13 protein-coding genes are annotated in these 13,560 nt (G+C 63.7%); 6 read left to right on the forward strand and 7 right to left on the reverse strand.

Annotated features, from left to right (window positions below; genetic code table 11):
- Positions 1–2: 2 nt before the first annotated feature.
- The 6 genes from DY468_RS06010 to DY468_RS06035 all read right to left on the reverse strand — a co-directional run bounded on the left by DY468_RS06010 (position 3) and on the right by DY468_RS06035 (position 5,844).
- A complete protein-coding gene (locus tag DY468_RS06010; protein WP_164603334.1) occupies positions 3–869 on the reverse strand; it encodes a methyltransferase domain-containing protein in 867 nt (288 codons plus the stop codon).
- Positions 860–2,806 carry an asparagine synthase (glutamine-hydrolyzing) gene (gene asnB / locus DY468_RS06015; protein ID WP_164603336.1) on the reverse strand — a complete coding sequence of 649 codons (1,947 nt, stop codon included), beginning with the start codon at positions 2,804–2,806 and terminating at the stop codon, positions 860–862. The genes DY468_RS06010 and asnB overlap by 10 nt, the downstream gene beginning before the upstream one ends.
- Positions 2,806–3,990 (reverse strand): glycosyltransferase family 4 protein, encoded by a 1,185-nt coding sequence (locus tag DY468_RS06020; RefSeq protein ID WP_164603338.1) that lies wholly within the window; start codon positions 3,988–3,990, stop codon positions 2,806–2,808. Before DY468_RS06020 ends, asnB begins: the two co-directional genes overlap by 1 nt.
- Complete coding sequence (locus tag DY468_RS06025) at positions 3,987–4,292, reverse strand: hypothetical protein (RefSeq protein WP_164603340.1); 306 nt, start codon at positions 4,290–4,292, stop codon at positions 3,987–3,989. The genes DY468_RS06020 and DY468_RS06025 overlap by 4 nt, the downstream gene beginning before the upstream one ends.
- Positions 4,293–4,465: 173 nt before the next feature.
- On the reverse strand, positions 4,466–5,083 hold the full coding sequence (locus tag DY468_RS06030) for a class I SAM-dependent methyltransferase (RefSeq protein WP_164603342.1): 618 nt from the start codon (positions 5,081–5,083) through the stop codon (positions 4,466–4,468).
- Entirely contained in the window at positions 5,080–5,844 is a 765-nt protein-coding gene (locus DY468_RS06035) for a glycosyltransferase family 2 protein (RefSeq protein ID WP_164603344.1), read from the reverse strand. The genes DY468_RS06030 and DY468_RS06035 overlap by 4 nt, the downstream gene beginning before the upstream one ends.
- A 352-nt stretch (positions 5,845–6,196) precedes the next feature.
- Between DY468_RS06035 and gmd the strand changes: the two genes are divergently transcribed.
- The 3 genes from gmd to DY468_RS06050 all read left to right on the forward strand — a co-directional run bounded on the left by gmd (position 6,197) and on the right by DY468_RS06050 (position 9,296).
- Complete coding sequence (gene gmd, locus DY468_RS06040; RefSeq protein WP_164603346.1) at positions 6,197–7,282, forward strand: GDP-mannose 4,6-dehydratase; 1,086 nt, start codon at positions 6,197–6,199, stop codon at positions 7,280–7,282.
- Complete coding sequence (locus DY468_RS06045) at positions 7,263–8,213, forward strand: GDP-L-fucose synthase family protein (protein ID WP_164603348.1); 951 nt, start codon at positions 7,263–7,265, stop codon at positions 8,211–8,213. Before gmd ends, DY468_RS06045 begins: the two co-directional genes overlap by 20 nt.
- A gap of 63 nt (positions 8,214–8,276) precedes the next feature.
- Positions 8,277–9,296, forward strand: a complete 1,020-nt coding sequence (locus DY468_RS06050; RefSeq protein ID WP_164603350.1) for a GDP-L-fucose synthase family protein — start codon at positions 8,277–8,279, stop codon at positions 9,294–9,296.
- A gap of 1 nt (position 9,297) precedes the next feature.
- Here DY468_RS06050 and DY468_RS06055 read toward each other — a convergent pair whose 3' ends face one another.
- Positions 9,298–10,527, reverse strand: a complete 1,230-nt coding sequence (locus DY468_RS06055; protein ID WP_164603352.1) for a glycosyltransferase — start codon at positions 10,525–10,527, stop codon at positions 9,298–9,300.
- Here DY468_RS06055 and DY468_RS06060 point away from each other — a divergent pair.
- The 3 genes from DY468_RS06060 to DY468_RS06070 are packed head-to-tail and all read left to right on the forward strand — an operon-like array spanning position 10,516 to position 13,547.
- Positions 10,516–11,673 (forward strand): STELLO glycosyltransferase family protein, encoded by a 1,158-nt coding sequence (locus DY468_RS06060; protein WP_205512058.1) that lies wholly within the window; start codon positions 10,516–10,518, stop codon positions 11,671–11,673. The genes DY468_RS06055 and DY468_RS06060 overlap by 12 nt on opposite strands.
- A gap of 54 nt (positions 11,674–11,727) precedes the next feature.
- Positions 11,728–12,090 carry a hypothetical protein gene (locus tag DY468_RS06065; RefSeq protein ID WP_164603354.1) on the forward strand — a complete coding sequence of 121 codons (363 nt, stop codon included), beginning with the start codon at positions 11,728–11,730 and terminating at the stop codon, positions 12,088–12,090.
- Positions 12,087–13,547, forward strand: a complete 1,461-nt coding sequence (locus DY468_RS06070; RefSeq protein ID WP_164603356.1) for a lipopolysaccharide biosynthesis protein — start codon at positions 12,087–12,089, stop codon at positions 13,545–13,547. The genes DY468_RS06065 and DY468_RS06070 overlap by 4 nt, the downstream gene beginning before the upstream one ends.
- Positions 13,548–13,560: the final 13 nt, after the last annotated feature.

Consider the following 13,560-nt stretch of genomic DNA (forward strand, 5'->3'; position numbering starts at 1 on the left):
CCCTACACCGGACGCATCACGACGCGGATTTCGCACACCATGAAATCCTCGTCGGCGAAAGTTGCGAATTGCGGCGCCATCCGATCGCGCGGCAGCGGCAGCGAGGGCCAGCGTTGCTGGTCGATCACGTCGACCGAAAAGCCGGCGGCTTGCATCAAGCCGATCATCTCGCGCGGGCGAATCCGGTTGGTGTAGAAGCCGCTATCGCGGAACTTCGGCTGCTCCCACAAATCATCGGCAAAGCGCAGATTGTTCAACCCGCCGCCAAGATGATCTCGGAAGTCGATGCTGTGCACCCCGATCGCGTCCGGCTTCATCACCCGGCGCAGCTCGCGCATTAAGGCTGGGAAATCCTCGCGGTAGATGTGTTCGAGCACGACCTGCGACCACGCAAAATCGATCGAGGCGTCGGGAATCTCGGCCATCGAGCGGGTGCCGTCGGTCAGGTACTCCACTTCGGCCTGCGCCATCGCCTGAGCCAGCGTGTCGCCGGTGATGCCGGGCAGCGGCTTGCCGCGAGCGGTCAGCAGCTCGATCAGTTCACGGCAGCCGTCGATGCCGGTCTCGGCGAACGGGCCGGCATCGACCAGCCACGCTTTGCCGGCGCCGAACGCTCGCGCGACGAAGCCAGACAGCACCGAGTCGCCGGGGCCGAGTTCGAGCGAGTGAAAGCCGGCCGGCATGGTGGCGCGGGCGGTCGCGTCGGCGAAGTGGCTCTCGAATGCCGAGACCGCGCGTTCCGGCACCATCATCTCGCCATGACGGAAGATGCCGAGCTTCTTCCAGAAGCCGTAGGGCACCGGAAGGCGGGCGAGGCCGAGCTTGGCGCCCATCTTCACCCACCACGGTAGCTGCGACATCACACCCATTGCCGCGCTCTCTGGAGCCAGGAATCGAACATCAACACCGTCCAGAGTTGTCCGCCGCGATCGATCCGGCCGCCGAGGTGTTCGCGCCAGGTGGCGTCAATCGCGGCGCGGTCGAACAGGTCGTGCACGGGATGATCGCTGTGCGACAGGTAGTTCGACGCCCAGCTTTTCAGCGGCCCGCGCAGCCAGCTATCGACCGGAATGCCGAAGCCCATCTTCGGCCGCTCGAACAGTTGACGAGGAACATAGCGTTCGAGCAAGCGCTTGAGAACATATTTGCCCGAGCCGTCGCGGAACTTCATCGACAGCGGAATCTCCCAGGCAAACTCGACCAGCCGGTGATCGAGCAGCGGCACCCGCGCCTCGAGGCCGACCCGCATCGTCGCGCGATCGACCTTGGTGAGAATGTCGTCGACCAGATAGGTGCTGGTGTCCCACGCCATCTGCTGCGCAGCCGAGGGAATCCCATCGACCTCGACCGGCGGCGGCAGCAGCGCTTCGGCGACGCTGCCCGCGCCCGATGCCAGTACGGCCTCGGGATGTGGCCATTGCGAGATCAGCCGGCTCTGTAGATCGTACAGCGTCGGCGCTGCAAGCACCGAGGCGATCTTCTGCATCTTCTGGCCGGGCAGCGCCGGGCGCAGCCGCTGTGGCAGCGCCGGTCCGAACAGCCGGAATGCGGAATCCCAGGTGGCCGGCGAGGCAGCGTTGATCCCGGCCGCCGCCAGGCTGCGCAGCGGGCGCGGAATCCGGTTCAGCTTGTCCCAATAGTTGGAGACGAAAGTGTAGCGGTTGTAGCCGCCGAACAATTCGTCGCCGCCGTCGCCCGACAGGCTCACGGTGACGCGCTCCCGCGCCAGCTTGGCCACCAGATAGGTCGGAATCTGCGAGATGTCGGCGAACGGCTCGTCGTAGATGTCGGGCAGCGACGGAATCACCGCCAGCGCATCCTGTTCGGAGACGTAGAGCTCGGTGTGGTCGGTCTTCAGATGTGCGGCGACTTCGGCGGCGTGTTTCGCCTCGTTGTAGGCGGGGTCTTCGAAGCCGATCGAGAACGTCTTCACCGGTTGGCTGCTGCCGGCCTGCATCAAGGCGGTGACGGTGCTGGAATCGATGCCGCCTGACAGGAACGCGCCGAGCGGAACGTCGGAGATCATGTGCTGCGACACGATCTCGCGCAGCCGTGCGTCGAGTTCGTCGAGCACCGCAGTCTCGTCTTGGCGCTGCCGAGCGAAGCCGCGGGCGACGGTTTCGCCGACGGACCAATAAGGTCTCGGTCCGGCCGTCTGGCCGTCGTGGAAGGTCAGCACCGTCGCCGGCGGTAGTTTGTGCACGCCTTCGAAGATGCTCAGCGGGGAGGGGACGTAGCCGAGCCGCAGGAATTCGGACAGGCCGCGCAGCGAAATCTCCGGCAGGCTGCCGCGCCACGCCACGATCGGGCGCAGTTCCGAGGCAAACGCCAGCGCGCCGTCCTTGACCGTGTAGTACAGCGGCTTGATGCCGATGCGGTCGCGGGCGAGCGACAGCGTCCGCTCCTGCTTGTCCCACAGCGCCAGCGCGAACATCCCGGCGAGCCGCGACAGGGTCTTCTCGAGCCCCCAATGCTGACAGCCGGCGACGATCACCTCGGTGTCGGAGTGACCGGCGAAACGATAGCCGAGTCCGGCCAGCTCATCGCGCAGTGACAGGTAGTTGTAGACCTCGCCGTTGTAGGACAGCACGAAGCGGCCCGAGGCCGATTCCATTGGCTGCGCTCCAAACGACGACAGGTCGATGATCGACAGTCGGCGATGGCCGAGGCCGACTGCGCCGTCATCGGCGATCCACAGACCCTCGCCGTCGGGGCCGCGATGCGCCAGCGCGTCGGTCATCCGTTTCAGCACGGTGCGATCGACCGGCGCGTGCCGCGCGGCGGTGGCTCCGGCGATCCCGCACATCAGGCACCCCCGCCGGGACGGCGCGGCGTCACGCTGCGCAGGATCGGCGAGAACTGCGCGGCGATCGACGCCCAGCTCAGCACGTCGGCTGCGTGCTGCCGCGCGCCTTCACCGCAGCGGCGGCGCAGCGCGTCGTCGTCGACCAGCCGGGTCACCGCTGCAGCGATCGCCTCTGGTGTCGCGGCGTCGGCGACGATGCCGGTCTGTTCGTGCAGCACCTGCTCGGCGAGGCCGCCGACCGGAGTCACAACGGCGGGGATTCCCGCCGCGCCCGAGGTGACCAGCACGCCCGACTGGCTGGCGCCGCGATACGGTGCGACCACGATGTCGATGTCGCGGAACACCGCGCCTACTTCTTCTTCGGGAATCCAGCGGATGTCGAGATCGACGTCGGCGAGGCCTGCGAGCTGCGCCTGATACGGGCCGATGTCGCCGGGGCCGGCGATCCGCAGTGCGACGTTCTTACCGGCCTGTTTCAGCATCCGGTAGGCGTCGAGCAGCAGATCGAGTCCCTTGTATGGCATCAGCCGGCCGAAGAACAAAAGCTGCAGCGGACGGTTCGCGGCCGTGGCCGGCGCAGCGGTGACGCTGTCCGCATAGGGAAACACCCCGAGCGGAATTACCCAGACCCGGTCGGACGGAAAGCGGTTGACCTCGGTGACGAGCTTTCGGGTGTGCTCGGTCAGCGCGACGATGCCGTCACTCTCGGAGATCTCGCGGTCCAGCATCCGCTTGCGGATCGGCACGTCGTCGCCGGAATGCGGCAAAGCGTCGTGCAGCACGAACACAAATGCGACATCGCGCGGTCTGCGCCACAGCACCGGTACGTCCCACAGATGGCTCATGGTGCAGACGACGACGGAAATGCCCTGCTCGCGGACGTAGCGCCAGAACCGGCTACGCACCAACGGTAGTCGCAGCAGCGCCGTCACGGCGGAGGGGATGTCGGTGTAGGTGTCGATGTGGAATCCGGGCAGGCCGAGCGCGTCGAGTTCGGTGAAGATGTCGCCCTGGCGCGACAGCGACAGATGAAGCTCGAGCGCCGGATCTTGGCGCAATTCCTTGACCAGTTCGTAGGTGTAGCGCACACCGCCGCCGCGCCGGCCCCAGTGCCAGATCAGTACCTTGCGGCGGCCGGCCGCCTGACTTGAAACAGCCGTTGTCGGCGCCGTCGCTGCCGTCACGTTTTGGTCCCGCAAGACAAGCTGCGGATGCGCAAAGGCGCCATCAGCGGTTCGATGCGGCGCGTCCCCGATAGGTTGAGGACGCCGACCAACGCCGGCTTCGATGCCAGTCCGGAACGGATCAGCTCGACGATGTTTGACAGACGGCGGCCGCAGGTGCGCCACAGATCGTCGGCAGAATTGGGCAACGCGTAGTGCTTCGGATAGTTACCGTGAAGCGGAATCCCGTTTGGCGCCCTGCGAAGGCGCGATTTGAAAAATTCCGTTGGAATGGTCAGGGCTACCGCCTCGGGGGAATGCATCTGAAATCCATCTTCCCGGAGGCAGGAATGGGCGCATCTCCTCAGCGCTGACCCTCTTGCCCCCGTCAGTCCGGCAAACCTATACGGCCAATCCCTTGCGCTAACAAGCTGCCGTGAAATCGGCAATCGACGGTCGCTCGCGGCGGCCGCGCTCAGGCCGGATGGAACCGGCCTCAGAGCTTGGGCGTCACCGCCCGGCAATCGAACATCGCGGTCGTGCCGAACAGCTTGCCATTCCCGAAGAGATAATCGATCGCAACGATTTCGAAGCCGGCGAGTCCGAGGAAGTAACGCACCAGGTGATGGTTAGGAATGAAGATGTGCTGATCGTGGAGCGGGTGGTTGTCGTTCCAGTTCGGGCCGAAAAAGCCACTGAATCTGCCGCCCAATGCGTAGCCGACGATGCTGCGCCAGTTGTGGACGTTGGGGAAGGTGAGGATCAGCCGGCCGCCCGGCTTGGTGAGCCGCCGCAGTTGGGTCAGGAATTCAAACGGATTGACGAGGTGCTCGAGCACTTCGGTGGCCGTCATAATGTCGAAGGTCGCGCCGTCGAGCTGATCGGCCCAGCCAGGGCGGCTCAGATCGACTTTCTCGACCTTGGGAATGCTCGGCGGCACGTTGACCTGCCAGCCGACCCCGGTGAGGTTGGTGTAGCCGAGTTCGGCGAGCCTGCCGAGCAGTTCGCCTTCGCCGCAGCCGATGTCGGCGATCGCCACGCCGCGATCCTTGGCGATTTCCAGGATCCGGCCGCTGACACCGGCGCGGATGGCGAGGCTGTTGGGATCGTTCATGCGGATCGTATCTTCCACCAGATTCGGCGAAATGCCGTGATCGCCGCCACCGCCGGTGTTGGCATGCCGTGCTTGTGCAGCACCCGACCGAATTCGCGCATGCTGAGATCGAGATTGGTAGCGGAGATGCCGGATTGCCGCATCACCGTCATTTCCACCGGAATGTGGTTGGCCGGGTAGTTTTCCACCAGCCGCAGGATCATGTCATGGTCGGCGGCGACGCGAAAGCTGGTGTCGTATTCGCCGAGCGCCCGATACTGCCGCGCCGACACGATCAGCGACGGATGCGGCAGATAGGCCGAGACGTACAGCGGCCATTTCCGGAACGGATAGCGCTGCGTTACCTGGCTGCCGTCGTCGTGGGCGCGGATCAGATCGCCGTAATTCACCGCATCCTCGACCAGACTCGGCATGACACGGCTGAGGACGTCGTCGGACGCGTAGTAATCGTCGGAGTTGAGGATATGGATCCAGCGCCCCCGCGACCGGCGGATTCCCTTGTTCATCGCGTCGTAGATGCCGGCATCGCGCTCCGACACCCACTTCACCGTATCGCCTGCCGCCTCGAGGATGTCGAGTGTGCCGTCGGTGGAGCCGCCGTCGACGACCACATGCTCGAAATCGCGCCAGCTCTGGTTGCGCACGCTACGCAGCGTGTCATCCAGAGTGGCCGCGCTGTTGTAGGTGACGGTTACAATCGAGAGGGTCGGCGGACGGTCCTGGTCGCGGGCCGGCGTTTGCGGCTCTGTCTCGGCTAGCATCTGTTCCAGGACCACTCGCAGCAGGATGGCGGCGCGGCCATCGCCATCCCATTCGCATTAATTAGCTGGGTGCTGAAGTTGCACTTTGGGCCGACCCGTGTCAAATCGGTCGCCCGCCGCGGTCGGACCACGCTGGCGGAACTTCCAAATCCGGCGCCGGGGCGGAAAGGCGCGGGACTTCGCTGTGCCGAGGGCCCGTCCGGAGCGTGTTTTCCTGTGGCCTCTGCTGGTGGGATTGGCTAAGCAACCACCGTGTTCGTGCCGTCCTAAGCGCATCACATTTCCGACGGCCGGGGCAGCCGGGAATGGCAGCCGAACTGCCGCGGCATCGCGGCTGGGTATTGGAGAAGAGATGTCTGCGAATGATTCGACCCGCCGGGTCGCCCTGATCACCGGGATCACCGGGCAGGACGGTGCCTATCTCGCCGAATACCTGCTCGGGCTCGGTTATGTCGTCCACGGCATCAAGCGGCGGTCGTCGTCGTTCAATACCGCTCGGATCGATCACCTGTATCAGGATCGGCATTCCGGCAACACGCCGTTCATGCTGCATTACGGCGATATGACGGACTCCACCAATCTGATCCGACTGGTGCAGCAGATCCGGCCGACGGAGATCTACAATCTGGCCGCCCAGAGCCACGTTGCGGTGAGTTTCGAGAGCCCCGAATATACAGCCAACGCCGATGCGATCGGCGTGCTGCGGCTGCTGGAGGCGATCCGCATCCTCGGCATGGAGAAGGAGACGCGGTTCTACCAGGCGTCGACCTCCGAGCTGTACGGCCTGGTGCAGGAAGTGCCGCAGCGAGAGACCACGCCGTTCTATCCGCGTTCGCCCTACGCGGTCGCCAAGCTTTACGGCTACTGGATCACCGTCAACTACCGCGAGGCCTACGGCATCTTCGCGTCGAACGGTATTCTGTTCAATCACGAGAGCCCGATCCGCGGCGAGACTTTCGTCACCCGCAAGATCACCCGCAGCGTGGCGCGGATCGAGACCGGTCTGGAGGACTGCCTTTATCTCGGTAATCTGGACGCCAAGCGCGACTGGGGCCACGCGCGCGACTACGTCGTCGGCATGCACAAGATCCTGCAGGCCGACGCGCCGGGCGACTACGTGCTCGCCACCGGCGAGACCCGCTCGGTGCGCGAATTCGTCGAGATTGCTTTCGCCGAGATCGGCCGCAGCATCGAATGGCGCGGCAAGGGTGTCGAGGAGACCGGCATCGATACCAAGTCCGGCAACACTGTGGTGCGGATCGATCCGGCCTATTTCCGGCCGACCGAGGTCGAGCTGCTGATCGGCGACGCCGCCAAGGCGCAGCGCGAACTCGGCTGGACGCCGACCACGTCGTTTGCCCAGCTGGTCAGCGAGATGGTCGCGGCCGATCTCGCGGAGGCCCGGCAGGAGGCTGCGCATGGCTCCGCTGCCGTTTGAGCTGGCGGGCAAGAAGGTCTTCGTCGCCGGGCACCGAGGCATGGTCGGTGGCGCGCTGGTGCGCCGGCTGGCACGCGAGAACGTCGAGCTGCTGACGGCGGGGCGCGACGCGGTCGACCTGCGCAACCAGGCGGCGGTCGACGCATGGTTTGCGGCGCATCGGCCGCAGGCGGTGTTCCTGGCCGCCGCCAAGGTCGGCGGTATCGTCGCCAACGACACGTTGCGCGGCGAATTCATCTACGACAATCTCGTGATCGCCGCCAACGTGATCCACGCCGCGCACGTCAACGGCGCCGAGAAGCTGATGTTTCTCGGCTCGTCCTGCATCTATCCGAAGCTGGCGGCGCAGCCGCTGCGCGAGGAGGCGATGCTGACCGGGCCGCTGGAGCCGACCAACGAGCCCTATGCGATTGCCAAGATCGCCGGCATCAAGCTGGCTGAGGCCTATCGCGACCAGTTCGGCGCCGACTTCATCAGCGTGATGCCGACCAATCTGTACGGCCCCGGCGACAATTATCACCCCGAATACAGCCATGTGGTGCCGGGGCTGATCCGCCGCTTCCACGAAGCCGAGACTTCCGGCGCCACCGAGGTGGCAGTGTGGGGTACCGGCCGGCCGCGCCGCGAACTCTTGTATGTCGACGATCTCGCCGACGCTTGCGTGCACCTGATGAAGACCTATTCGGAGCGCAGCCTGATCAACGTCGGCACCGGCGAGGACGTCACCATCGCCGAACTGGCGCGGATCGTCGCCGACGTCGTCGGCTATCGCGGCGCCATGACATTCGACGCCGGCCGCCCCGACGGCACCCCGCAAAAACTGCTCGACGTCGGCAAGCTCACGGCGACCGGCTGGCGGGCGCAGACTCCGCTGCGGGAGGGGATTCGGCTGGCGTATGAGGCGTTCTTGGACGATGTCGTCCAGAGTTGATCGGGGAGAGGCTCCCAAATCCATGCACGGTTTGATCCGGCAGCAAAACGAGGCGGCATCACAATGGCTGTAACTGCAATGCCTTTTGATCTTAGCGGGAGGCGCGTTTGGGTCGCCGGGCATCGCGGCATGCTGGGATCCGCGATCGCGCGGCGTCTGGCCTCGGAGCACTGTGAGATCATCACTGTGGATCGGGACGAACTGGATCTCCGCCGGCAGCAGCCTGTGGAGGATTGGATGCGCGCCAATCGTCCCGACGTTGTGATGCTAGCGGCTGCACGGGTCGGTGGTGTCCAGGCCAACAGCCGTTACCCTGCCAATTTCCTGTCAGATAATCTGGCGATCCAGAACAATGTCATCCGTGCTGCTGCCGAAGCCGGTGTTGCTAAGCTCGTTTTCGTCAGTTCATCTTGCGTCTATCCGCGGCTGGCCGATCAGCCAATCGACGAGGATGCATTGCTGACCGGGTTGCTCGAGCCGACCAACCGCTGGTACGGCATCGCCAAGATCGCCGGTATGCTCGAATGCGCGGCTTTTAGAGAGCAGCATGGCTGCGACTTCATTTCTGCGGTTCCCGGCAATTTGTTCGGGCCTGGCGACTATTTCGACACCGAGAACTCCCATGTGATCCCCGCATTCCTGCGTCGCTTCCATGACGCAACGGTATCCAAGGCGGATGTTGTCACCGTGTGGGGTTCAGGCAGTGCGCGGCGGGAATTTGTCTATGTCGACGAGTGTGCGGACGCGCTGGTCTTTCTGCTGAAGTCGTATTCTTCGGGCGAGATCGTCAACATTGGCAGCGGTGTTGACGTTTCGATCCGCGAACTTGCCGAACTCGTTGCCGAGGTTACTAGTTATCGTGGTCGTATCGAGTTCGACACGACGCGGCCCGAGGGCGCCCCGCGGCGCCTGCTCAGCACGGAGCGTCTATCGCAACTGGGGTGGCGCTCGCGCCTCAGCTTGCGCGAGGGCCTCGACCGAACCTACAAATGGTTCCTCGAAAGCCACGATGCGGGAGCCTTGCTGCGAGGCTACGGTGCCGACAGCGCCAGCCGCGATGTCGGCAAGCTCCAGTCGACTTAATTTAGGTGTCAGCCTGCGGCGGCGCCAGAAGCGCCTCCACTCGCGACAGGAAGTCCGCACCGGCTCGCCCCGGGTGAAATAGTTGCATGTAAGCGGTTCGCCCTGCCTCGCCGATTCTCTGGCTCCAGTCCGGATCGGCGAAAGCCCGCTCCATGCGCGCCACGAAAGACTTTCCGTCATGGCCTAACGCGCACGTCTCGCCGTCGATCAACGCCGGATTCCCGAGTGCGACATTGGCGTGCGCGATCACAAGGGCTCCTTGGCTGAGGGCGTACAGCACGCGCGTTCGGTTTCCCACTGGGACGTCGATCGGGACGAGGACGCCATGGCACCCGGCAAGCGTTGCGGGGAGATCCTCGACGAAACCGATCCTGACGAACTCCGGCTTGTCCGCAATCGCCACCGAGAACCATTCCGGCAAATGCCCTCGTCCGGCAATCAGGATCTGGAAACCACCCTGTCCCCAGAGGCCGATGAGTCGTCGATAAACTTCGGCGACCATGAAGTGCAAAGCGGAACGCGAACCCAGCCCGACCAGATTGCCGAAGAACATGAAGGTGGGCGTCGCCGGTTTCGGTGACGGATCGGATGGCGGGTCGTCTACCGGCCACGGATATGGGCGATAGCCGTGGTTTCGAAGGCCGAGCCCCGCGATCTGCGCGACCGACGATTCCGCCGAGACGATCACTTCGTCGTAGTCGGCCAGGACTTTCGCGTAGACGTGCCGCCAGTTACGCGCGGCGAGCCAGAATTTTGCGAATGACAGGAGTCGCCAGGGCCGCTCCTGCAGGCCGTACAGGCCATGATAGTAGGTGGTTTGGAAGTTCAGGTCACCGAGCCAAGCAAGCTTTCGGCGGGACGGAATTGATGCGGCGACCCACGCCGGGACAATATCGAAGGCGATTACCAAGTCCGCTCGGAATTTCGTGGCTCGCTCGATCGCGCGGGAGCAACCAGACAGATCGATCGTGTGTGCCCGTGGGCCCTGGTCGACGAATTTCCGTGTCGTTACCGTGACAATTTCGTAGTGCGGGCTCTCAACGGTGGTGCGGTAGCTCTCCAGGGCGGGCCCCGCCGCGGCCGAATCGCCCTCCAGCAGAACGATGTGAAGGATATCGAATCCGGCCCGCCGAAGCGGCTCGATAAAATTATAGATGATGACGAGACTTGCTCCTTCGCGGGGGTGCGGAACGCCCAGCGAACAAATCACGACACGCCGATGATTGGTCAAGCCGCGCCTCCAGCGCTCGAATTGCGGCCGGCCGCGCAGTCGGACCGAGCCCCCGAGGCGCAATTTGACTTGATGTCCGCGGGATTGTTTGCGAGGAACGGCGCCTCAAAACTCAATCTATCTGGTCCGGGTTCAATGAAGCAAGCGATTATCGTAACGTCGATTAATGCACCGAATCCGGTGATGAAAGCGATCGCGAAGGATGCGAACCCGGCCGGCTTTGATTTCATAGTCGTCGGCGACACCAAGTCGCCGAGCGGGTTTTCGATCGATGGGTGCTCATTCCTGAGTATTGCTGATCAACTTGCGTCCGGCCTGAAGTACGCGGAGATGGCGCCCACCGCGTGTTACGCGCGTAAGAATGTCGGCTACCTGACCGCGATCAGTCGCGGTGCCGAGATGATCACCGAAACCGACGATGACAACTATCCGAGGCCGCAATATTTTGCCGAACGCAGCCGCAAGCTGCGTGCGCGAGCGATGTCAAATGCCGGTTGGGTAAATGCCTACAGCTACTTCTCGGACAGCAACATCTGGCCGCGCGGTCTCCCGCTGGATCAAATTCTGAAGCCCGTTCCGCCGTGGGAGTCACTCGAACTGTCCGACATCGACAGCCCGATCCAACAGGGCCTCGCGGACGAAAATCCCGATGTTGATGCGGTGTATCGGCTGATTTTACCGCTACCACAGAATTTTCGCACCGATCGCGTGGTGGCGTTCGGACCGGGCTCTTGGTGCCCGTTCAATAGCCAGAATACGAGCTGGTGGCCCGACGCCTTCCCGCTGATGTACCTGCCTGCCTACTGCAACTTCCGAGTCACCGATATCTGGCGCAGCATGATTGCCCAGCGGATTGCCTGGGAAAACGGCTGGCACATTCTGTTTCACGGTCCCACGGTCTGGCAGGATCGTAACGAGCACGACCTGATGAAGGATTTCGAGGACGAGATCCCAGGGTATCTGCACAATCACCGCATACGGACGATGCTTGAGAACCTCCCGATCTCGGGCGGGCTGGACAATCTCGTTCACGATCTACATCGCTGCTATGAGGCGTTGGTGACCGCGGGGTTAGTGGGAGCACAGGAAATCCCACTGCTCGAAGCGTGGATCGCTGACATCGACCGGGTTCGTAAGGCGAAATGATAGCGTGCCGTCGACGGCGTAGTCCCTCGTCAGGGATTTGCAGGGGGTTTTAGAATGGGATCGCGCAGTTGGCAGGATCGCCTCCGGCAGGCTCTGCCGCCTCGCTACGAGAAGCTGCCCGAGCGCTACAAGATGATCGCGCGGCGGATCTTTGCGGTGCTGCAGGCGCCGTTGCTGTCGCCGCGGGCGCGGTGGGTTCGAGATTCCTATCTCGAGCACGTTGCCCAAGAGCGCAAGTTTCTGTTCCTGTGCATGGCCCGCTTCGCTAACGTCAATCGCCCGATCGACGGTTATTACATGGAGTTCGGCTGCTTCGGTGCGGGCACGATGAGGCTCGCCTACGACAACTTCCACTACCTAACCTGCTTGCTGGTGTCGTTTGTCTGCGTTGCCGCGCCCCGGCCCAGCGCAGCATGAATCTTCTCGCCGCAGTACGCGGTCACTTCGCAGGGCGCGTGCTGCTGTTTCTCGGGGCCACGGCGTTGCAGGCGCTGCTGGCGGTGGCGATTCTGCCGCTTACTACGCTCAAGCTGACGGCTGCCGATTTCGGCTATTTCGCTCTATTGATGTCGGTCACCGCATTCGCTAACGCGATCGGGGATGGCGGCGGGGCGCTCGCGCTGCCGGCGCATTACGGTGTCGAGTCGGCCGCCGAGCGGCGGCGGATGATCGCCAGCTTCTTTGTGGTCTCGCTGGGGCTGAGCACGGCGTTGGCGGTATTGTTTGTGGCGGCGTGGCCTTTGGTGGAACCCTATCTGATTGGCTCCGATGCGGGGGACTATTCGTGGCTTACCGAAATCCTGGCTGCGACGATCATCCCTCTGCGGTCGGTGACGATGCTGGCGACCACGGTGTTCTCGGTCAGCGGCCGCGGCAATGCGATCGCGGCGCAGATCGCCGCACAGGCAATCGGGACGTTTGCCGGCACGCTGGTCTGCCTGTTCGGTCTCGACCTTGGCCCGACATCACTGTTCGCCGGTGCGGTGATCGGGCAGCTCGCCTCGCTTGCAATTGCGGGGCTCGCGCTCGGCGTCCAGCCGTGGACACGGCCGAGCGCGCACTGGCTGGGGGTGGTCTGGCGTCATGCGCCGACGGCGGCGTTCACCGGCGTTACCGACGGCCTCCGTGGGGTCGGTGAGAACGCCGTGATTGCAGGAAATGTCGGCGTGGCGTCGGTCGGCTTCTACAACCACGCGCGTCTGTATTACGGACTGCAAATGAACGTCACCAATGCCTTCTCTCACAATCTTTGGTCCGTTTCACTGGCCGAGGCGCGAGACGCCGAGAGTGGGTTTCGCAGGACCGGTGAGGTCTGGATGTTGGTGCATATTCTGATCTCGCTGTTCGGAATCGGATTCGCCTTCTTCGGAAGGGAGTTTGTTGCCCTCCTGACGAATGATCGGCTGACCGCGGCAGCGCCGTTGGTGCCGTGGCTCGCGGTGCTGCTGCTGATTCATGTCTCGGGGCGCGCGCAGAACGCGTTGGTTTATGCGGAGGGGGCCGGCCCGGCTGTCAGCCGGGTTCGGGCCGGGCTGTCGCTGTTGGCGCTGGCCGCTCTACCGGTGGTGGTCGGCAAGGCGTTTGGCTACGGCCTTTCGCTGGGAATTTCTGGGGTGATCGCGGTCCTGATCGTCGAAGCCATCGCGTTCCGGCTGTATCTACGCTGGAAAAGCACAACATTCGGTCGCCGGATCGAGTTCCAGGACCGGTGGGTGATCGGCGGAATCGTGTTGACTATTGCTGTTTGGCTTCTTAACGCGGAGGCTTCCGTGAGCGTAGCGCTGCGTGGCGTAATTTTTGCGGTAATGGTTCTCGGTATTCTGGCGCTTGAACGCGCACGGTTCGCTGACCTGTTAAGGACACTTCGCCTTTAGCTGCCAACGATAC

The organism is Rhodopseudomonas sp. BR0M22 (assembly GCF_010907035.1).
GTDB lineage: Bacteria > Pseudomonadota > Alphaproteobacteria > Rhizobiales > Xanthobacteraceae > Rhodopseudomonas.